This window comes from Pseudomonas sp. P5_109 (genome assembly GCF_034009455.1).
Lineage (GTDB): Bacteria > Pseudomonadota > Gammaproteobacteria > Pseudomonadales > Pseudomonadaceae > Aquipseudomonas.
This window is the reverse complement of record NZ_CP125380.1, coordinates 1,066,211-1,084,908: the sequence shown is the minus strand read 5'-3', so window position 1 is coordinate 1,084,908 and position 18,698 is coordinate 1,066,211. Positions and strand designations below refer to the sequence as shown.

At 58.8% G+C, this 18,698-nt stretch carries 21 protein-coding genes; 3 read left to right on the top strand and 18 right to left on the bottom strand.

Going from position 1 to position 18,698, the window contains the following annotated elements; all coding sequences use genetic code 11:
* Positions 1–25: 25 nt before the first annotated feature.
* From QMK54_RS04720 to QMK54_RS04675, 10 genes are all read right to left on the bottom strand, one after another.
* Positions 26–826 (bottom strand): N-acyl homoserine lactonase family protein, encoded by an 801-nt coding sequence (locus tag QMK54_RS04720; RefSeq protein ID WP_320402140.1) that lies wholly within the window; start codon positions 824–826, stop codon positions 26–28.
* Positions 827–840: 14 nt separating this feature from the next.
* Positions 841–1,800, bottom strand: a complete 960-nt coding sequence (locus tag QMK54_RS04715) for a diiron oxygenase (protein ID WP_320402139.1) — start codon at positions 1,798–1,800, stop codon at positions 841–843.
* 67 nt (positions 1,801–1,867) lie between these two features.
* Positions 1,868–2,626 carry a TauD/TfdA family dioxygenase gene (locus tag QMK54_RS04710; protein ID WP_320402138.1) on the bottom strand — a complete coding sequence of 253 codons (759 nt, stop codon included), beginning with the start codon at positions 2,624–2,626 and terminating at the stop codon, positions 1,868–1,870.
* Between the two features lie 21 nt (positions 2,627–2,647).
* Positions 2,648–3,520, bottom strand: a complete 873-nt coding sequence (locus QMK54_RS04705; protein WP_223589244.1) for a branched-chain amino acid aminotransferase — start codon at positions 3,518–3,520, stop codon at positions 2,648–2,650.
* 31 nt (positions 3,521–3,551) lie between these two features.
* Entirely contained in the window at positions 3,552–4,892 is a 1,341-nt protein-coding gene (locus QMK54_RS04700; protein ID WP_223589242.1) for a KamA family radical SAM protein, read from the bottom strand.
* 32 nt (positions 4,893–4,924) lie between these two features.
* Positions 4,925–5,569: a glutathione transferase gene (yfcF, locus tag QMK54_RS04695; RefSeq protein WP_110660591.1), complete on the bottom strand. Its 645-nt coding sequence runs from the start codon at positions 5,567–5,569 to the stop codon at positions 4,925–4,927.
* 265 nt (positions 5,570–5,834) lie between these two features.
* Positions 5,835–6,320: a cupin domain-containing protein gene (locus QMK54_RS04690; RefSeq protein ID WP_110660590.1), complete on the bottom strand. Its 486-nt coding sequence runs from the start codon at positions 6,318–6,320 to the stop codon at positions 5,835–5,837.
* 83 nt (positions 6,321–6,403) lie between these two features.
* Positions 6,404–6,898 carry a RidA family protein gene (locus QMK54_RS04685; protein WP_102701083.1) on the bottom strand — a complete coding sequence of 165 codons (495 nt, stop codon included), beginning with the start codon at positions 6,896–6,898 and terminating at the stop codon, positions 6,404–6,406.
* A gap of 48 nt (positions 6,899–6,946) precedes the next feature.
* Complete coding sequence (locus QMK54_RS04680) at positions 6,947–8,227, bottom strand: biotin carboxylase (RefSeq protein WP_320402137.1); 1,281 nt, start codon at positions 8,225–8,227, stop codon at positions 6,947–6,949.
* A gap of 43 nt (positions 8,228–8,270) precedes the next feature.
* Entirely contained in the window at positions 8,271–9,371 is a 1,101-nt protein-coding gene (locus QMK54_RS04675; RefSeq protein ID WP_320402136.1) for a hypothetical protein, read from the bottom strand.
* A gap of 148 nt (positions 9,372–9,519) precedes the next feature.
* On the opposite strand from QMK54_RS04675, the gene QMK54_RS04670 reads away from it, so the two are divergent.
* Both QMK54_RS04670 and QMK54_RS04665 read left to right on the top strand, forming a co-directional pair.
* A complete protein-coding gene (locus QMK54_RS04670; RefSeq protein WP_110663003.1) occupies positions 9,520–10,938 on the top strand; it encodes a PLP-dependent aminotransferase family protein in 1,419 nt (472 codons plus the stop codon).
* 272 nt (positions 10,939–11,210) lie between these two features.
* The gene (locus tag QMK54_RS04665; protein ID WP_110660135.1) at positions 11,211–11,489 is read left to right on the top strand and encodes a DUF3077 domain-containing protein; all 279 of its coding nucleotides are present in this window, start codon (positions 11,211–11,213) and stop codon (positions 11,487–11,489) included.
* Positions 11,490–11,548: 59 nt separating this feature from the next.
* On the opposite strand, the gene QMK54_RS04660 is transcribed toward QMK54_RS04665, so the two are convergent.
* The 7 genes from QMK54_RS04660 to cyoA form a co-directional block, all read right to left on the bottom strand.
* Positions 11,549–11,863: a helix-turn-helix domain-containing protein gene (locus QMK54_RS04660; protein ID WP_007970375.1), complete on the bottom strand. Its 315-nt coding sequence runs from the start codon at positions 11,861–11,863 to the stop codon at positions 11,549–11,551.
* On the bottom strand, positions 11,860–12,204 hold the full coding sequence (locus QMK54_RS04655; protein ID WP_033047368.1) for a hypothetical protein: 345 nt from the start codon (positions 12,202–12,204) through the stop codon (positions 11,860–11,862). The genes QMK54_RS04660 and QMK54_RS04655 overlap by 4 nt, the downstream gene beginning before the upstream one ends.
* A gap of 139 nt (positions 12,205–12,343) precedes the next feature.
* The gene (gene cyoE / locus QMK54_RS04650; RefSeq protein WP_007986830.1) at positions 12,344–13,231 is read right to left on the bottom strand and encodes a heme o synthase; all 888 of its coding nucleotides are present in this window, start codon (positions 13,229–13,231) and stop codon (positions 12,344–12,346) included.
* Positions 13,232–13,242: 11 nt separating this feature from the next.
* Positions 13,243–13,590 (bottom strand): cytochrome o ubiquinol oxidase subunit IV, encoded by a 348-nt coding sequence (gene cyoD / locus QMK54_RS04645; protein ID WP_110660133.1) that lies wholly within the window; start codon positions 13,588–13,590, stop codon positions 13,243–13,245.
* On the bottom strand, positions 13,591–14,217 hold the full coding sequence (locus QMK54_RS04640) for a cytochrome o ubiquinol oxidase subunit III (protein ID WP_110660132.1): 627 nt from the start codon (positions 14,215–14,217) through the stop codon (positions 13,591–13,593). It abuts the gene before it with no gap.
* A gap of 3 nt (positions 14,218–14,220) precedes the next feature.
* On the bottom strand, positions 14,221–16,251 hold the full coding sequence (cyoB, locus tag QMK54_RS04635) for a cytochrome o ubiquinol oxidase subunit I (RefSeq protein WP_110660131.1): 2,031 nt from the start codon (positions 16,249–16,251) through the stop codon (positions 14,221–14,223).
* 3 nt (positions 16,252–16,254) lie between these two features.
* Positions 16,255–17,199 carry a ubiquinol oxidase subunit II gene (gene cyoA, locus QMK54_RS04630; RefSeq protein WP_320402135.1) on the bottom strand — a complete coding sequence of 315 codons (945 nt, stop codon included), beginning with the start codon at positions 17,197–17,199 and terminating at the stop codon, positions 16,255–16,257.
* 27 nt (positions 17,200–17,226) lie between these two features.
* Between cyoA and QMK54_RS04625 the strand changes: the two genes are divergently transcribed.
* Entirely contained in the window at positions 17,227–17,487 is a 261-nt protein-coding gene (locus QMK54_RS04625) for a hypothetical protein (RefSeq protein ID WP_110660129.1), read from the top strand.
* A 552-nt stretch (positions 17,488–18,039) separates the two neighbouring features.
* Here the strand turns inward: QMK54_RS04625 and QMK54_RS04620 are convergent.
* A complete protein-coding gene (locus tag QMK54_RS04620) occupies positions 18,040–18,549 on the bottom strand; it encodes a disulfide bond formation protein B (RefSeq protein WP_110660128.1) in 510 nt (169 codons plus the stop codon).
* Between the last annotated feature and the right edge of the window lie 149 nt (positions 18,550–18,698).

Below are 18,698 nucleotides of genomic sequence, written 5' to 3'. Positions count from 1 at the left end.
GCTCCCACAAGGTTGACGGTGATCTTCAGATTGGTGATTGGTGCAGGCAAATGATATGCGGGTCATCATTCCAGTGCGGGAAACGCTCGGCGATCAGTGGGTCGTGGCCGGGGATGACGTGGTCTTCGCTGTCGGCCAGGCGGTCGATCTCGGTGAAGGCTTCGAGGGTTTGCGCCAGGTCATCGAGAATCGGAAACGGGCTGCGCTCACGAATGTTGACCCACAGGTGCGCGGCATCCGAGGCCAGCACAATCCAGCCGCGTGCGGTACTCACCCGCACGACCTGGCTGCCGGGCGTATGCCCGCCCACCGGGTGCAGGGTTACGCCTGGAACCACCTCGACGACGCCGTTGTGCAACCGCATCCGCCCTTCGAACAGCGGCGGCAGCGCCGACATCACGTCCTCGACTTCATACGTTTTGTTCACCGTACGATGGACCATTTTCGGCCCGGTGCAAAAGCGCAGTTCCGCTTCCTGCAAATGCACCGTCGCCGTCGGGAACAGCCCGAGGTTGCCGGCATGATCCCAGTGCAAATGGGTAAGGATCAGGTGCTCGACCCGGGCCGGATCGATGTCCAGTTGCCGCAGGGATTCTTCCGGCAAGCGGTACATCTGGCGATTGCGTCGGTCCGCCGTGGCCGGCTGGAAACAGGTGTCGACCACAATTACCTGTTGCTCGTTGCGGATGACCCAGAAGTAGTAGTCCAGTGGCATCGGCGCATTCGGATCACCGCAGCAGGCGTCGTAGAGAAAATTCTCCCTGGCGGTGCGCTGGGCGTTTGCACCGACTCGAATAGCGAACACTTCGTACACAGGCGTGGACATAAGCACCTCCGGGTTCAGGCGAGCGCCGTGGTTTTGAGGGTCGGACGGAAGTCGAAATCGATCTGGTCGCTGATGCCCAGGTCCCGGGCCAGCTTATGCAGACCGCTGTAGTCACGCATGATGGTCGCGTTCTTGTTGCTCTCGCGGGTGTCGGCAATGATCAGCGCCGCATCCTCGACCCCAAGCTGCGTCAGAATCGCCTCCCACATCGAGTAGTCCTGAGCGATAAAAGCACTCAGCGCCACCGACAGGTTGCGTGCGAAAAATTCCCGCTGAATGGGCTGCATGTTCGCGTACATGACCTTGGCCACTTCGGCCAGCACCTTGCTGTGGGCGTATTCGTCGCGGTTGTGCAGTTCGGCCACGCGGCGGTTCTGCGGCTGGATGGTCTGGTCGTCCGCCAGCAAATCCAGATAGGCGTTGACGCTGATCTCGGCCACCACCGCAAAGGTGATCGCCGCCAGATCCCGCTGCCATTGCTCGGGCAGTGCTTCACGCTGCGCTTTCAGGCGCAGGTAAGTGACCGAGGGTGGCAAGTCCAGATTCTGATCCAGCGCCCGATCCAGCCGGGTCCGTTCGATCGCGCGCAGGTGCATCAACGTGTGGTAGTGCTCGTCGATCAGGGTTTGTTGCATGGCCTCGCGAAAATGCCAGTCGTCCTTGCCCAGGTACTGATTGGCAATCACGCTGAGGGCCGGATTGACGATGTGTTCTTCGGCGGTGACGGTGCGCAGGTTGTAGCCGATCCAGCCCCAAGTCACCACGCTGCTCTTGAGTTCGTCGCTCAAGGCCTGGAACTTCGGATGATGGAAGAACGGCACCATGCACTCCGGGTAATCCGGGCGCAGCGGGTCGAACGCTTCGTCGATCCGGGCCCTGTCCGGCGCACAAACTGAGGCGCGCTTGGTCCAGGCCTGGTTGAGCCGCACGATCAGTTGATGATCGACCTGGGCGATCTCGATTGCTGTTTGCATGACGCGATACCTGTAAGACGCGTACCCGCCAAGGGGTACGCCAAAAGAATGAAGGGCGCCGGAAATATCAGGTCAGCCAATAGCGGGTCAGGTTGCGCGCCGGGTCAGTGTAACGACTGCGGGCGTGGATCATGCGCCAGTTGTCCCAAATCAGCAGGCATCCGTCGGGAATCAGCACCGCAACGTTGTGCTCGACGAAGTACGCCTCGCCGAGCACGGCAAACCTGGCCAACGGCGAGGTGCTGTTGGCGACCAGGGATTGTTGTAGAGCTTCCGTGGAAGGGTTTACATCGCCGTAGTGAAACTGGTTGTAGCTGAAGCGGAAAATATCCCCGTCCTCCGTAGGCGTGAGGATGTACTCCTTGACCCGCCGCTGTCCCGGTTCGCCCGGTTTGGCGGTGGCGACAAACTCTACCGGCGTGTCATCCAGCCACTCACGCAGTTCTGGTTCGCTGCGTTCCAGGGACTTGAGAAACTCATAGCCGTCCACCAATCCGGTGTGCCCACCGCCGCACGTGGCCTGTTTATGGCAATGCAACGCCAGGTAGCGCGGCGGCGGCCCATACACCGGTGCTTCGGTGTGCGGGCCGATGCCGTTCATGCTCTGGGAATACGGCAAGTCTTCGTAACCCGGCTTGCGGGTAATGGGAAAGGCCATCTGGCCATTGAACTGCGGAATGATCGGACCGAATTCGCGCAGGGTGCCTACGACATCATCGGCAAATTCTTCCGGGGTCAACACGGTCCAGCCCAGGGTCGACAGCTCTTCATGACGATGGCCGAGTGAAATGCAAGGTTGAGACGCAACAATCCCTTGATCTGACATGGTGAGATTCCTGGCAGGTGATCAGGCGTTTACGATTGAGGTGTAGGCGGCAATGAAGTCGCGGCAGGCGCCACCCGGTCGATAGTGCTGTTCATCGATGCTCTGCACCGGGGTAATTTCAGCGGCGGTGCCGGTGAGAAAACACTCATCGAAGTCGCCAAGCTCCGTAGGCAAAATCGTGCGTTCGACGACCTGGTAGTCCAGCGCCCTGGCCAGTTCGATCACGGTCTGGCGCGTGATGCCGTTGAGGAAGCAATCCGGGGTCGGCGTGTGCAAGGTCCGGCCTTTGACAAAAAACACATTGGCGCTGGTGGCTTCGGCGACGTGGCCGCGCCAGTCGAGCATCAGCGCGTCGTGGTAGCCCGTGTTCTCGGCGTCGTGCTTGCTCAGCGTGGCGATCTGGTAATGCCCGGAGGCCTTGGCTTCGAAGGGACTGCTGTTCGGCGGTGGGCGACGCCAGGTCGCGGTTTTCAAGCGGATGCCGGCCATGCGGGCCGCCGGGTCGAAGTAACTCGGCCATTGCCAGCAAGCGATGGCCACATGCACACGATTGAAACGCGCCGAGGTGGAAATCATCTCGCTGCCGCGCCAGGCCACCGGCCGCAGATAACCGTCGACGACCTGATTGCGTTGCAGCAATTGATGGCTGGCCGCTTCCAGTTCAGCCAGTTCATAGGGGATGACAAAGTCCATCATCCGGGCCGAGCGATACAACCGCTCGCTGTGCTCGCGCAGCTTGAAGATCTTGCCGTCATAGACCCGCTCGCCTTCATACACGGTGCTCGCGTAATGCAGGCCATGGGTCAGCACATGCAACTGCGCCCGGGACCACTCGACGAACTCGCCGTCGAGCCAGATAACACCCTCGCGCTGATCAAACGGGATACTGCTCATGTCCATATCTCCCCATTGTTCATGATTTTTCCTACGCCGTTTCCAGCAACACAGGTATCAATTCCGGCACCGCAGTGAGCTCGGTCTGAAAGAAGAACGCACGCTCGCCAAAGGCCGGTTGCAAGTCGTCGAACCAGGTCACCTGCGGATCAAAGCGCGCGTAGAACGTGCGCAACACCCACTGCGGATCGCGTGCCTGGAGGAACTGCAGGACGAAGACCTTTTCCCCGGCGACAGTCTCGATGCCATTGATCAAGACCTTGCCGTAGAAGGTGCTCATGGACGGCCCGCGCACCGTTCGCGCCAGCCCCGACACCGTGCGGTACGCCGCCTGGAAGATCTCGAAGGCCCGGGCCAGCGGCATCGCAAAGTAGTGACTGGGGCCGGTATCACGCTCGACGAACATGTAATAAGGCACGGCTCCGAGCCGCACGCCTTCGGTCCACAGCGCCGCCCAATCGGCAGGGTTTTCGTTGATGTGGCGGATCACCGGTGCCTGCATGCGCACCGTCGCGCCCGTCGAGCGAATGCGCTCGATGGCTTGGCGGGCGATGACCTGGCGGATCTCCACCGGGTGGTTGTAGTGGCCCATGATCGACAGGTTTTTTCCCGCCGCGACGATGCGTTGGAACAGCTCCAGCAGCTCGGGCGCATCCTTGTCACTGACAAACCGCTGTGGCCAGTACGCCACGGACTTGGTGCCGATGCGGATACTCTTGAGGTGTGGCAAACCCAGCAGCGGTTCGATGTAACCGGCCAGCGAGCGGGTGTTCATGATCATCGGGTCGCCACCGGTAATCAGCACGTCCGTGACTTCGCTGTGAACCTCCAGGTAACTCACCAGCTCCTGGGACTCACGGGCATTGAACTTGAGTTCTTCCTCGCCGATGAACTGCGCCCAGCGGAAACAGAAGGTGCAGTACGCATGACAAGTCTGCCCGGCACCGGGGAAAAACAGCACGGTTTCGCGGTACTTGTGCTGGATACCCGACAGGACTTTGCCGTTGAGGGTGGCGCCGTTGTGAGTCAACTGCCCGGCCGGATGCGGGTTCATGCGCAGCCAGATCGCCTCGATCCGGCGCTTGATCGCAGTACTGTCGTCCAGTTCGATCAGTTGTTTGAGCGAGGCATATTCGTCCGGCAGCAACATGTCTTTGTGCGGGAAGGTCATGCGGAAAACCGGATCGTCGGGAATGTTGTTCCAGTCGATCAGCGTGCCCAGCACGTATTCGTTGGTACGAAACGGCATGACCCGGGCCACCACGGTCATGGCTTCCTGCAATTCCGGCGTCAGCTTGTGCCAGTAGGGTGAGTCGCGGATGGTGCGTGAGTTATAGGGTCTGTAGCGTTCGTGCTCCGACAGTCCTTGCATGGCCGCGCTCCTGGTGAATGCCCTGAGTGTTGTTAGGCGATGGCCGGCGCTTTGCGCTCTATGTCCATCCACGCCCGGACGCTGTCGCGATCCCACTGGCGACGCACATACGCCGCGAGCCGTGCCGGCACCGGATCACCGTTGGCAACCAGTCGGTTGAGCATGATTGCCAGGTCGGTGTCGGCAATGCTCCAGTCACCGAACAGATGCTCGGCGCCCTCTTCCAGCAAATGGTCGGCGACGAAGAACAGGCGCTCGGCGGCGGCTTGGGCCTCATCGGACAGCGCGGTGTTTTTCTTGCCGAAGTACACCAGGTCAAACGGCCGCTCCTTGCGCACCACCAGCAAGTCACTGCGCAACCAGGCCTGCAATTGACGGGCGCGGGCGCGCTGCTGGAAGTCCTGTGGATACAGTTTTTTATGCCCCGGGGAGAGCTCATCAAGGTATTCGGCAATCGCCGAAGATTCCGACAGGGCAAAACCTTCATGAACTAAAGTTGGAATTTTGCACGTCAGCGAAAGATCGCGATAACTCGCCAGATAGTTGTCGCGAGCTTTCAAATCAACCGTAACCAGTTCAAATGAAAGTTGCTTTTCCTTGAGCGCCACAAAAGCCGACATCGCAAAAGCGCTGACATAATCGGCGCCGACATACAGTTTTAGCTTCCTGTTTTCCATAAAACACTCCATTCATCAACTGCAGGAATTAACGTGCATTTGAAGTGATCCTAGTTAGTTGAATGAAGGCTGAATAGATACAGAATCTGTCCGTTTCAATCGATACAGAAAGTTTGTTTACGCAGGCAAACGCAGAGGCAAAAAGCAGGCTCGGGAGCAGGTCGTGAAGGAAATGAAAAACGTAGGAGCCGGCTTGCTGGCGATGGCGGTCTCAGGGACGCTATCGCCGGCAAGCCGGCTCCTACGAAAGCATTGTCGGGAGGAATTACGGCTGGGTGGTGATCAGGCCGTGGCTGTCGGCGAAGTTCGACAGCAATGCCATTTGCGGCATATTGCTCATGTTCAGCATCGCCAGAGGCTCGTATTTGCTGGTGTTGACGAAGCCATGCCGGGTCCAGGCCGGTACCAGCAGCACGTCGCCACTGTTGACGTTGACCCCGTCGGCATCACCGAGGGACAGCACGCCGCTGCCGCACTGGATGACAAACAGATGCCACCAGGAATGGGCATGGCCGTTGAGCGTCACACCGGGGTTCAGCCATTGCATGGCGATCGCCATCCCAGGAGTCACTTCACAACCCTCGATGCTTTTTTCGTGAGCCAACGCGACAATATCAACGTCGCTGGCTTCAAGGGTCTGACGCATACCGGCCAGCTCGCTGCCTTTCCAGACCTTTGGACTTAACGGTCGATGATGCAGGCTTTGACGAAAATCCTTATATGAAAAAAACGCACCTTGAAAGTTATCCATTTGCACGTCCCTTCTTCTTGTTATCCCTACTTTAGCGCTAAACATTAAGTTAACAGTTCAGCGCTGTAAAGTCGGACAACAGCTTACAACACCGATGGACGCAAGGCTGCAATCATGTCCACTTCTATCGCGGCATTCTTCGGTAACTGATAAACACCGACTGTGGTGCGCGTATGTTTACCGGCATCGCCCAGCACATGGCTGAACACATCCGAGGCGCCGTTGGCCACTTCGCTCAAATCGACAAAATCCGCCGTGGACTTCACATAGACCGTTACCCGGATCAATGACTTGATCTTGTCCAGTGAACCAATGGCATCGACGATCAACGCCAACCCACGCATCGCACTGATGCTGGCGGCTGCTTGCGCATCGGCCATGTTCAGGTCCAGCCCGACCCGGCCGGGATAATGGATCTTGCCATTCATGCGCGGCACCAGGCCGCTGATATACAGCTCATCGTGATGACGGATCAGCGGTGCGTAATGCCCGCCAGCGGTGTTTTCGCCGTAGATGTCATAACCAAACTCCTTGGCCAGGGCGATGAAGCGTTCATCGCAGGTCATGTGCTGGATCATTGATCGAACCTCCTGATCAGAAATACAAAAACGTTGGCGCTTGCCTGTTCAACACACGGCGCGGGTGGCCGGTGCCAGGCAAGTTACCTCGATGCGTGACTCAATCACCTCGGCCAGACGCAACAGGTCGTTGCTCAGTTGCCCGTAGTGTTCGTTGAACAGCACGATGTGGCCGATGAATGAGAAGTTGTCTTTGACCTGCGCGCTGACCGAGTCGCCGATGCGCTTGGCGTACTGGCCTTCCACCAGATCGATACACAGTGCGCGGGCCAGGGCCTCGATGTCAGGCGTCGAACGCAAGATGCCGCCGGCCGGCGCTTTGAGCAGGCGAATGCCGCAATAGCCGCGGGCCACTGGTTCATGCTGTTCGGTCTTGCCTTCCACCGCCCAGCGTACCCAGCGCTCCCACGGATCGAAATCGACGAAGGCGCGTTTGGCCAGGTCCCAGATGTGCATGCCACCGGGGCGCATGTTGGTTTCCACGGCGGAGGTCAGGTTGTTGCTGCGCAGGAATACTTCGTTGTGCCAGGCACCATTGTCCCGGGACACTAAACCGAACATATGCCGACCGGCTGCCATCAGACGCGCCTGTACCTCAGCCGCAAGCGGTGCGGGGACGACTTGCTGGATCTCTGCGCGGTAGGCGCCTTCGGTGGTGGTTTTTTCAGTCACCCAGGTGCTGCCGGCCACGTAGTCCCAACTGTATTCACGGGCGTTCTGCACCAGCTCTTCAAGGACGATGCCGCCTTCGCGATAAGGCTTCAGGGCGAGCCAGGCGTCATCGCATTCCGAAGGGTGATGGATAACGCGGCAGCCTCGGCTCGCCCCTTCGCAGGCCGGTTTGATGAAGGCCTTGCCGCCCAGTTCGACGACCCGCTGGCGCAGTTCCGGCAGGCTTTCGATCCGCGCGGAAAACACCGGCCGGTATTCTTCGGGGGCGGTGCTCGCCGCCGCTTCGAGGCGGCGGAAGATCTGCTTGTCCAGGCCCGCCCGTGCCTCGTCGGGAGTGATGCCCGGCAAACCGAAGTGACTGGCCAGCGCGGCGCCCAGCAGCACGCCACGATCGGAGAACGGCAGTACGCCGATCAGCTTCCAGCTGTCGGCATTCAGGCACCCGACGATCAGCTCAAGGGACGCGGCCACATCCTTCTCGGCCAGCGAAGTGCTGCAGACGTGATCGGCCACCTGATCATCATGGGGCTGAATTTTCTCGACCAGCAGGATGAGCCTGGCGTTGTAGAGCGACTTGCACAGCTCGCGCAGTTTCCGGATGTCGTGAACCCGATTACCGTTGTAACCGACCACTACCACGCATGAAGTCGTATTCATTGATGCCCCCGACCTGCTAAGTGAAATCCGCGACGGCGATGACTCAGTCATGCAACGACGCATTGGATTTACGGTTGAGCCAGTACCAGGCCAGGATCCCGCCGGCGCCGATGGCGGCGAGGACCAGCGCGTTGTACGGCGCCGGCACCACTCGCATGATCAACACGGTCAGCCCGGCCCCTACCCCCAGGGACACTTCCTTGACGAACATGTTGTTTTGCTTGACCGAGAAGTAATCGAGGTAGCTGAAGGCGCATTCGGCGATCGACAGCAGCGCTACCCAGATCAGTGCCCCGGCAAGGGTTTCGACGTGAAACGCCGCCGGCGACGACAGCACCGCAAACCCACCGACGATGATCCCGATCACCGCGAGCACCTTGAAGCGCCCGGTGCGCTCGATCAGTTTCATCACCGGCACCTGGGCGAAGACCACCACGGCACTGTTGAGGATCAGCATCAAGCCGTACCAGGCCGGCAGCTCGCCGGTCTTGAGCAGGATCGCCTGGGGCAGGATCGAGAACACCCCGAACAGCTTGATGCCCATGATGATCCCGGCGATTACCCAGGGCAGTTTGTTGCCCCAGGTGCTGCCGGCCTGGCTGGCCGGGCGGGCTGTCAGCGGTTCGGTGGTGAAGGTCGCACCGAGGGCGATCGGCAGGCACAGCAATACGAAGGCCGCCGCGCCGAGGAAAAACATCGTAGGTGTGAGCAATGGCGACAGCAGGATCAAACCGGCCACCAGGCTGCCCATGTTCATGGCCACGCGGTTGTAGGCCGCGCCTTCCTTGGTCTGCGCCGCTTCGCTCTTGATCAGGTAACCGGCAATGGCAATGCCGTAGGCGAACAGTGCGGCGGCAAACATCACCATGCCTTGATTGCTGGTCAGCGCCAGCAACACCAGGCCAAGGCCGGCACACAGCAGCGTGACGCTCAGGGAGCGACGGCCAAGCACCAGTAAAGTCAGGGGCAACAGCAGCAGCAAGGCGCGATAACCGAGGGCCAGGATGCTGTTGGTGGCGGTGTCGAGCCAGACGTTGGCCTTGCCCAGTACCGCGAACAGCGAGACAGCGGTGATGATCCGGATCGTGAATAACCGCAGGTTAATGACCGGCTTGGCCACCGCGACCGTTGTTTCGACACTCATGCAGCACCTCAGGAACCGGGTGAACGCCCGCCAATCAAGGCCGACATTCAGAAAAGTCTGTAAGAGCATGGTAGAGAGAGAGGCTTGTCCTGATCAGGGCAAGTTCGTATAGAATCCAACGAACTTTACTGCCGGAGAGACCAGTAAAATGCAGGTTCAACGCGCAGTCATTGCCGCCATTGAATTCCAGCCTGGCGTGCCGCTGGTGCAGCAGATCGTCGATCAGCTGACCCAGGCAATCAGCACGGGCGGCCTGCCCCATGGCGCCAAGCTGCCGCCGATTCGCGAACTCTCCGACTTGATGAACGTGGGCAAATCCACGGTGGTCGATGCGCTGGACCGCTTGCGGGCCAAGGGGCTGGTGGTGTCTCGCCAGGGCTCCGGGCATTACGTGCACCGCTCCGAAGCGGCGCTGAAAAGTGGCACCGGCCCGGATCTGCAACCCCAGGACACCCTCAGCGTGATTCGTCGCGCCTTGTTGCTGGACAACGGCGCGCTGCGCCCCGGCTGCGGCTTCCTGCCGACCTCGTGGCTACCCGCCGAAGAATTGCAGAAAGCCGTGCGCAGTACCCTGCGAGCGACGTCGTTGCGCATGGGCGAGTACGGCGTGGCCGGCGGTTACGTGCCGTTGCGCCAGGCCCTGCGGGTGAAACTGGCGACCTTCGGCATCGAAGCGCCGGTGGACCAGATCATCACCACGGCCAACACCATGCAGGCCATCGACCTGCTGATGCGCCTGCTGGTCAAACCCGGCGACACCGTGCTGCTCGACGATCCGTGCTACTTCAACATGCACGCCAACCTGGCGCTGCACGGGGCCAAAGTGATCACCATCGCCCGCGATTGCGACGGCATGGACCTCGACGCCTTCGAGCAACTGCTGATCGCCCACAAACCCGTGCTGTACATGACCAACAGCACGCTGCATAACCCCACCGGCCACTCGTTCACCCCGGCCCAGGTCTACCGCTTGCTGGAACTGAGCCACCGCCATGGTTTCCACATCGTCGAAGACGATCTGTACTGCGACATCCAGCAACGCCGCACCCCGCGCCTGGCGGCCAGCGGGCTGGACAACGTGAGTTATGTGTCGGGCTTCTCGAAGACCCTGACCGCCAACAGTCGGGTCAGCTACACCGTACTGTCACCGCAACTGGCAGCGCGAATGGTTGCCCTGAAAATGGCCTGCGGCGGCGTGACCTCGGAACTGGCGGAGCAGATCACCTGCACCATGCTCAGCGATGGCAGCTATGCCAAACATGCGCGGCGCACGGTGGATCGGTTGTATGAATCCAATAGTCGTGTGGCCGGTTGGCTGGCGGAGGCTGGGTGCTCGCTTTCCTCGTTGCCCGGCGAAGGTGTGTTTATCTGGGCGCGGTTACCGGAGGGCTTGCATGCCGAGAACCTGGCTCGCCAGGGGCTGGAGAACAAGATGGTATTGGCGCCGGGTACCTTGCTGAGCAAAGCCCCGAATGCCAGCCAGTTCCTGCGCTTCAACGTGGCTCACAGCGACAGCTTGCAGGTGCGGGAACGGTTTTTCCGGTTGCTCGAAAAACCACTTAAGTAACTGACAGTCACCTCTTCTGTGGCGAGGGAGCTTGCTCCCGCTGGAGTGCGAAGCGCTCCCCTGCGTTCATTCAGAAACACCGCATCCGCAGACTTACGACTGCTGCGCAGCCGAACGGGAGCAAGCTCCCTCGCCACAGGCCCGCTGCCACAGGGGTTGCGGTGCCCAATGAGATCCCCGGCCACCGGATCGCTACGATTGCCGGCGCTTTTTTGTGTCTACACACTCGTGCAATGCCCCTCCATCTCCAGCCCAACAAGAGGTGAAGCCCAATGACCAATCCCCAAGACCTCAAAACCATCGGCCTCACCCCCTTCTCCTACCACGCCAACGACCCCCTGTTCCGCATCAACGCCGGTGTCCCGGTGATCGAAGCCCTCTACCACGCCTCCGACCTGCTCCACCTCGCAAAACTGCTCGCCTCAGATGCCGCCATCGTTCGCGACTCCGACCGGCACGCTTGGGCCTCACATTTTTTGCAGGACATGAGCAAGGCAATCATCGACGACGTGGTGAAGGTGCTCGATGCAACGTGTAACAACCGCGCGTGAATGAAAAAGCCCCGCGTTTCGTTTGAAACGCGGGGCTTTTCAGATATTCGACGATGTGATCAGACGACTGCCAGTCGATCAACCATATCCGGAAACTTCTCAACCAGCCTGATCAGCAAGGCGGCCTGAGCATTGGGCTTCGACTTTTCCTGCTCCCAGTTTCTCAGGGTGCTGGGACTGGTTCGAATTCGCTTGGCGAAAACAGCCTGGGACATGTGTAGCTTTTCCCGTAGCGCAACGATTTCTTGCGCCCCCACCTCAGGTGCAGGGATGTCCTCCACAACCGTATTGCGCAATGTAATCTTGCCTTCGCGTTGAGCCGCCATCTCATCAACGCCCTGCATCAACTCTGCAAACAGGTCGCGTTTTTTCATGGGGTACCTCGTTTTTTCAACTCTGTCTCTATGGCTTTCTTGAGCACCTTCTCTTGGTCGGCGGTCAAATTCTCAAGCTCATCTTTGTCATAAATTGCAAACATCCAGAACTGGCCATCATTCATAAGCCAATAATAGATAACCCGCAAGCCACCTCGCCTACCTTTACCTCGGCGTCCATCAGCCCAACGCAGCTTTCGGAAACCGCCTGTTCGAGGCATGACATCACCCGCTTGCGGGTTCAACTGCATGTGCGACTGCAACGCACGATACTCATCGTCCGTCAGATAATTACCAACGGTAGCAGTGAAAGATGTGGTTTCGAAGAATACGGTTCGCATTAGCCAACTATAAGCAAATTGCCTATAGTCAGGCAACCATCGAAACATCTACCTGACGAGCAGCCCTTGCGACTTCCCCCAACAAAAAGCCCCGCTCTTCTCTCGAAGGCGGGGCTTTTCTTTAAAGCATGTCCGACGCTTACGGCGCATACGTCAGCAGCAACTCGGTCGGCACTTTGAAGTCCAGGGACATCATCACGCTCAACGCGGTAATGGTGAAGATCGAGAACACGAACAGCTTGCGTGCCCAGACCGTGTCATCCACTGCCTTGTAGCCGGTCCAGGCCATGTACAGCCAGTACATGCCCATGGCCGCGGCGACGGCGAGGTAGCTCATGCCGGCGTAGCCGCTGAAGGTCAGCATCAAGGTCGCCACGAGGAAGGCCAGGATGTAGATCAGGATGTGCTTCTTGGCCACCTGGATGCCGCGCTTCACTGGCAGCACCGGAATCGATGCGGCCAGGTAATCGTTGAAGCGGAAGATCGCGATGGCGTAGGAATGCGGCATCTGCCACAGGCTGAACATCACCAGCAGGGTCAGCGCGGCCATGTCGAAGGTGTTGCTGACGGCGACGTAGCCAATCACCGGCGGCATGGCGCCCGACAGACTGCCCACCAGCGTGCCGTGAACCGACTTGCGCTTGAGGTACAGGCTGTAGAAGCCGACATAGATCACGAAGCCGATGACTGCGAACAGCGCGGCCAACGGGTTGGCCACCTTGTACAACAGGGCAACGCCGGCGACACCCAGGACGGTCGCATAGATCAGGGCCAGTTTCAGGGAGATCAGGCCCTGGACCAGCACGCGGTTCTTGGTGCGTTCCATCTTCAGGTCGATGTCGCGGTCGATGCAGTTGTTGAACACGCAACCGGAGGCAACCACCAGCGACGTGCCGATCATGGCGGCCAGGAAGATGGCCAGATCGACATGCCCTTTGGAGGCCAGGAAAAATCCGCCTGCCACAGAAAGCACGTTACCGAAAATGATCCCCGGTTTGGTGATTTGGATAAAGTGCTTAAGGGACATGCGGATCTACCTCACTTCGCCATCATGAACGTGTGGATGCTGAACATGATCCACAGCGACAAGCCAACCAGCAGGACAATCACGATCGCGGCGAAAACAAACGCAATCACGTTGTTACGCTGCGCGGCCGAACGGTCCAGGTGGAGGAAGTACACCAGGTGCACCAGCACCTGGATGACGGCCATCGCGACGACGATCATCAGGGTGATCGACTTCGGCAGCGTCGGGTACATCACCAGACCGAACGGGATCAGGGTCAGGATCACCGACAGGATGAAACCGATGCCGTAGGACTTGACGCTGCCGTGACCGGCGTCGTGGCTGTCATGGCCATTTTGGGAATGAGCTGCGTTAGCCATTTACATAGTCCCCATCAGATAAACAACGGTGAATACGCAGATCCACACCACGTCCAGGAAGTGCCAGAACAGGCTCAGGCAACTCAGACGGGTCTTGTTGGTCGCCGTCAGGCCGTTTTTCTGCACCTGGTACATCATGATCGCCATCCAGATCAGACCGCTGGTCACGTGCAGACCGTGGGTGCCGACCAGGGTGAAGAACCCGGACAGGAAGCCGGAACGGCTAGGGCCGTAGCCCTCGGAGATCAGCATGTGGAACTCGTTGATCTCCATGCCGATGAAGCCGGCACCGAACAGGAAGGTCATGGCCAACCAGCCCAGGACCTGCTTCTTGTTGCCCTTGAAGAACGCCAGCATGGCGAAGCCGTAGGTGATCGAACTGAACAGCAGCAGAGCGGTTTCGCCCAGTACGTATGGCAGTTCGAAGATGTCGTGGCCCGACGGGCCACCCGCTACGTTGTTAACCAGTACCGCGTACGCCGCGAAGATCGACGCAAACAGAATGCAGTCGGTCATCAGGTAGAGCCAGAAACCGAATACGGTCATCTCGCCCGAGTCGTGGTGATGGTCATCATGCCCATGTCCATCGACATGGGTGTGTCCAGCATTGGTCACTAAGTTCGACATGGTTTAAGCCTGTTCCAACGAGGTTTCAACACGGGTGGCGGTGGCCGGGATTTTCCCTGCCGCAACCAGACGCTTGTGCTGCTCGGCTTCGATGCGCTCGATCACGTCGACCGGCACCATATAGCCTTGATCATCACGGGCCGCGTGGATCACGAAGTAGATCACGGTGCCGGCCAGGCCAGCGATTGCCAGCCACCAGATGTGCCAGATCATCGCGAAACCGAACACGGTCAACAGAGCACCCATGACCACACCGGTCGCGGTGTTGTTTGGCATGTGGATCGGCTCGTACTTGGCCGGGGCCTTGTACGCGGTGCCGTTTTCCTTGGCTTCGGTGAACGGGTCGACAACGTCGGCTTTTGGCAGCACGGCGAAGTTGTAGAACGGAGGTGGCGACGAGGTCGACCATTCCAGGGTGTGTGCATTCCACGGGTCGCCGTGTTCGCACATGTTTTCCGGCTTGTTGCGGTCACGCACGCTGACGTACAACTGGATCAGCTGGCAGGCGATACCCACGGCAATCATCACCGCACCGAACATGGCGACGTACAGGTACGGCACCCACTCAGGGTTGGTGGTGGCGTTCAGGCGACGGGTCATGCCCATGAAGCCCAGAGCGTAGAGCGGCATGAACGCGACGAAGAAGCCGCTGATCCAGAACCAGAACGCTGCCTTGCCCCAACCTTCGTGCAGCTTGAAGCCGAACGCTTTAGGGAAGTAGAAGCCGAAACCGGCGATGTAACCGAATACCGCACCGCCGATGATCACGTTGTGGAAGTGCGCGATCACGAACAGGCTGTTGTGCAGAACGAAGTCGGCACCCGGGATGGCCAGCAGTACGCCGGTCATGCCGCCGATGGCGAAGGTCACCATGAAGCCCAGGGTCCACAGCACCTGGCTGGTGAAACGCAGACGGCCCTGGTAGATGGTGAACAGCCAGTTGAACAGCTTCACACCCGTCGGGATGGAAATCAGCATCGTCGCCAGACCGAAGAAGGCGTTGACGCTGGCACCCGAACCCATGGTGAAGAAGTGGTGCAGCCAAACCATGAAGCCCAGGATCGAGATTGCGCCCGATGCGTAGACCATCGAGTGGTGGCCGAACAGTTTCTTGCCGGTGAAGGTCGAGATGACTTCGGAGAAGATACCGAACGCTGGCAGGATCAGGATGTACACCTCAGGGTGACCCCACGCCCAGAACAGGTTCACGTACATCATCGGATTGCCACCAAGTTCATTGGTGAAAATGTGGAAATCCATGTAACGGTCAAGCGTCAGCAGTGCCAGGGTAGCGGTCAGGATCGGGAACGAAGCCACGATCAGGACGTTGGCCCAGGTGCAGGTCCAGGTGAAGATCGGCATGTCCATCAGCTTCATGCCTGGGGTACGCATTTTCAGTACGGTGGCCAGGAAGTTGACCCCCGTCAGCGTCGTACCTAGCCCGGATAGCTGTAGCGCCCAGATGTAGTAGTCCATCCCCACGCCAGGGCTGTATTGCAGGCCCGACAGCGGCGGATAGGCAACCCAGCCGGTCTTGGCGAATTCGCCGACGCCCAGGGACAGGTTGATCAGCACTACGCCGGAAACCAGCAGCCAGAAGCTCAGGGAGTTCAGGAACGGGTAGGCAACGTCACGCGCGCCGATCTGCAGCGGCACCGCAAGGTTCATCAGGCCGGTGAAGAATGGCATCGCCATGAAGATGATCATGATCACACCGTGAGCGGTGAAGATCTGGTCATAGTGTTCAGGTGGCAGGTAGCCAGGCGAACCCTCGGTGGCCATGGCCAACTGGGTACGCATCATGATGGCGTCGGCAAAGCCGCGCAGCAGCATGACCATGGCGACGATGATGTACATCACGCCGATTTTCTTGTGGTCGACCGACGTCAGCCACTCGGTCCACAGGTAGGTCCACTTCTTGAAGTAGGTGATTGCAGCGAACAACGCCAGACCACCGAGCGCGATCATGGAGATGGTTATCATCACGATCGGTTCGTGGAACGGGATCGCTTCCCAACTTAATTTACCAAACATCGTTTACTCCTCTGCCCCGGCAGCTGAATGCGAACTCGAGTCCATCCCTTCCATCTGGGCCACTTCTTTCTCTGCTTTCTCGTGCTTGACCTTAGGACCTGGTTTCATGCCTTCGTACTTGTCGACGATGGTCTGGAACAGGTTCGGCGTCACCGAGGAGTAGAGCTCGACTGGGTTGTTCTGGCTCTGCTTGGAAAGGTTCGCGTATTCAGCTTGTTCAAGCTGTTTAGGTGCCTTTTTGACTTCACTTACCCAGGCGTCGAATTCTTCCTGAGTAGTTGCGATCGCTTTGAATTTCATACCGGTGAAACCAGCGCCGCTGTAGTTGGCGGAGATACCGTCCATCTCAGCGCTCTCGTTGGCGATCAGGTGCAGCTTGGTCTGCATGCCCGCCATCGCGTAGATCTGGCCACCCAGAGCAGGGATGAAGAACGAGTTCATCACGGCGTCGGAAGTGATCTTGAAGTTGATCGGGGTGTGCGCCGGGAACACGATCTTGTTGACCGTGGCGATGCCTTGTTCCGGGTAGATGAACAGCCACTTCCAGTCCAGCGCGACCACTTCGATGGTCACAGGCTTGACGTCGGATTCCAGCGGCTTGTACGGGTCCAGAGCGTGGGTCGATTTGTAGGTGACATAACCCAGGGCAATGATGATCAGTACTGGAACGGCCCACACCGCGATCTCGATCTTGGTGGAGTGGTTCCATTTCGGGGTGTAGGTGGCGTTGGTGTTGGACGCGCGGTATTTCCAGGCGAACAGGAAGGTCATGACGATGACCGGCACCACGACCAACAGCATCAGCAGCGTTGCGGTGATGATCAGGTTTCGCTCGTCCAGACCAACCTGGCCCTTGGGATTGAGCAAGGTCATGTTGCAGCCTGACAGCAACAACGTGCCGATCAGCGGCAATAAGCCTAGTAGTCTGGGGTACCTGTTTTTACTCATCTCACGACCTCTAAAGCAGCTTGCGCAATGCAGTTGGGTTTTGATCGCCAACACTTCACCCTGCCAAGGGTTGGCATTTTTCTTGGATTGAATAAGGGCATGCCCGTCGTGCGTCAGACGCTGTACGACAAATCCTGGGCGTGCGGTGAGTTCTTATTCGAATTCGTGGTCAAAGGCCTTGTTACAGACCAATTCCATTTGGTGCGGATAGTTGGAGGCTCCGACACCTGGGCATCGCATGAAGCCACCAGACCTCTCGACACCCTGTTCCTGCTCAAGCCTGGTTAAGATTTGAGCAGTGTCGGGAATTCAGTGCGGGCGATTGTAGATATGTAACGCCCTATAAACCATGTCTCATCCCGAAATAATTTTTATCCGAACCGGCAACAATCATTAACCGTTTTCGCAAAAGTGGCGCATCTTATCGAAATTAATTCTCAACAAAAACACCAAAATAAGTAGGCCTACCACCCACAGTTCAGACAGTATCGGGTGGCGCTTCACTGCCCTTTACCTTGTCCAAGGCCCGATATGACGGGGGCTCTGGCCATTCGCCAGACGCTGTTAAAACTGTCTGTTCGTACCTGGAACGGAAAAAACCGCAAGCCTGCAAAACAGCCCAATTTCGTTACGTTTCCATGTACCAATCCGGTCCCCCTCAACGCCCTGCGACACCGGCTCTGTGACAACATGTCGCACATGTGTCGCACCCTTGGCTGTCGCACATCACGGTCTTTTTACCTGGCCCCTGAAATGCCCCCGGCAAGACAAAAAAAGCCCCGGCCCTCTCTGCGAGGGCCGGGGCTTTTATTGTCCGACAATGCGTGGCGGTAGATGACCTCAGCGCAGCGCTTTGCGGTTACGCGACGTCAGCACAGGCACCAGCACCACGATCAGCACGAAGGCAACCAGCGCCCACTGCGCCAGCGACAGACCGAGGATCGGCGGGTATGGCGTGGAGCAGAAACCGTCGACCTGGAAACCCAGCGGGAAGATCTTCGCCAGTGGCAGATCATCGACAATCGGCTGCAGTACATCGATGCCGCAGCTGACCGCAGGATAGAACTGCGTAAAGACGTGATGCCCGGCAACGCCTGCGCCAGCCAGCGCGCAGATCACCACCAGGGTTTCGAACACCGTGATGCTGCGACGGTTGCGCATGGCGGCGCCGATGAAGGCGAAGATCGCGATCAGCAGCAACGCATAACGCTGCAGGATGCACAGCGGGCAAGGCGCCTCACCCAGAACAATTTGCATGTACAGCGCGCCGCCGATCAGCGCCAGGCAAATGATGCCCAACAACACCAGATAGCGCCGTTCACGCCCCAACCGCATGGATTCATCGCTCATCGCGTTTCCCTTGAAGATATCGATTGCCCGCCAGTCTACACGCTGGCCCGGACCTTTGAGAGTCTGGAGCGTGTGAGGGGGATTCGGGGGGGAATAGACGATAAGGCGGTTAAGGAGGGATTAACTTTCCAGCTTTTTTCAATTCAGAA

What these genes read in the sequence shown, in the direction of transcription:
- QMK54_RS04720 (WP_320402140.1), bottom strand. Translation starts at nt 826, where the DNA reads ATGTCCACGCCTGTGTACGAAGTGTTCGCTATTCGAGTCGGTGCAAAC.
- QMK54_RS04715 (WP_320402139.1), bottom strand. Translation starts at nt 1,800, where the DNA reads ATGCAAACAGCAATCGAGATCGCCCAGGTCGATCATCAACTGATCGTG.
- QMK54_RS04710 (WP_320402138.1), bottom strand. Translation starts at nt 2,626, where the DNA reads ATGTCAGATCAAGGGATTGTTGCGTCTCAACCTTGCATTTCACTCGGC.
- QMK54_RS04705 (WP_223589244.1), bottom strand. Translation starts at nt 3,520, where the DNA reads ATGAGCAGTATCCCGTTTGATCAGCGCGAGGGTGTTATCTGGCTCGAC.
- QMK54_RS04700 (WP_223589242.1), bottom strand. Translation starts at nt 4,892, where the DNA reads ATGCAAGGACTGTCGGAGCACGAACGCTACAGACCCTATAACTCACGC.
- yfcF (WP_110660591.1), bottom strand. Translation starts at nt 5,569, where the DNA reads ATGGAAAACAGGAAGCTAAAACTGTATGTCGGCGCCGATTATGTCAGC.
- QMK54_RS04690 (WP_110660590.1), bottom strand. Translation starts at nt 6,320, where the DNA reads ATGGATAACTTTCAAGGTGCGTTTTTTTCATATAAGGATTTTCGTCAA.
- QMK54_RS04685 (WP_102701083.1), bottom strand. Translation starts at nt 6,898, where the DNA reads ATGATCCAGCACATGACCTGCGATGAACGCTTCATCGCCCTGGCCAAG.
- QMK54_RS04680 (WP_320402137.1), bottom strand. Translation starts at nt 8,227, where the DNA reads ATGAATACGACTTCATGCGTGGTAGTGGTCGGTTACAACGGTAATCGG.
- QMK54_RS04675 (WP_320402136.1), bottom strand. Translation starts at nt 9,371, where the DNA reads ATGAGTGTCGAAACAACGGTCGCGGTGGCCAAGCCGGTCATTAACCTG.
- QMK54_RS04670 (WP_110663003.1), top strand. Translation starts at nt 9,520, where the DNA reads ATGCAGGTTCAACGCGCAGTCATTGCCGCCATTGAATTCCAGCCTGGC.
- QMK54_RS04665 (WP_110660135.1), top strand. Translation starts at nt 11,211, where the DNA reads ATGACCAATCCCCAAGACCTCAAAACCATCGGCCTCACCCCCTTCTCC.
- QMK54_RS04660 (WP_007970375.1), bottom strand. Translation starts at nt 11,863, where the DNA reads ATGAAAAAACGCGACCTGTTTGCAGAGTTGATGCAGGGCGTTGATGAG.
- QMK54_RS04655 (WP_033047368.1), bottom strand. Translation starts at nt 12,204, where the DNA reads ATGCGAACCGTATTCTTCGAAACCACATCTTTCACTGCTACCGTTGGT.
- cyoE (WP_007986830.1), bottom strand. Translation starts at nt 13,231, where the DNA reads ATGTCCCTTAAGCACTTTATCCAAATCACCAAACCGGGGATCATTTTC.
- cyoD (WP_110660133.1), bottom strand. Translation starts at nt 13,590, where the DNA reads ATGGCTAACGCAGCTCATTCCCAAAATGGCCATGACAGCCACGACGCC.
- QMK54_RS04640 (WP_110660132.1), bottom strand. Translation starts at nt 14,217, where the DNA reads ATGTCGAACTTAGTGACCAATGCTGGACACACCCATGTCGATGGACAT.
- cyoB (WP_110660131.1), bottom strand. Translation starts at nt 16,251, where the DNA reads ATGTTTGGTAAATTAAGTTGGGAAGCGATCCCGTTCCACGAACCGATC.
- cyoA (WP_320402135.1), bottom strand. Translation starts at nt 17,199, where the DNA reads ATGAGTAAAAACAGGTACCCCAGACTACTAGGCTTATTGCCGCTGATC.
- QMK54_RS04625 (WP_110660129.1), top strand. Translation starts at nt 17,227, where the DNA reads ATGCAGTTGGGTTTTGATCGCCAACACTTCACCCTGCCAAGGGTTGGC.
- QMK54_RS04620 (WP_110660128.1), bottom strand. Translation starts at nt 18,549, where the DNA reads ATGAGCGATGAATCCATGCGGTTGGGGCGTGAACGGCGCTATCTGGTG.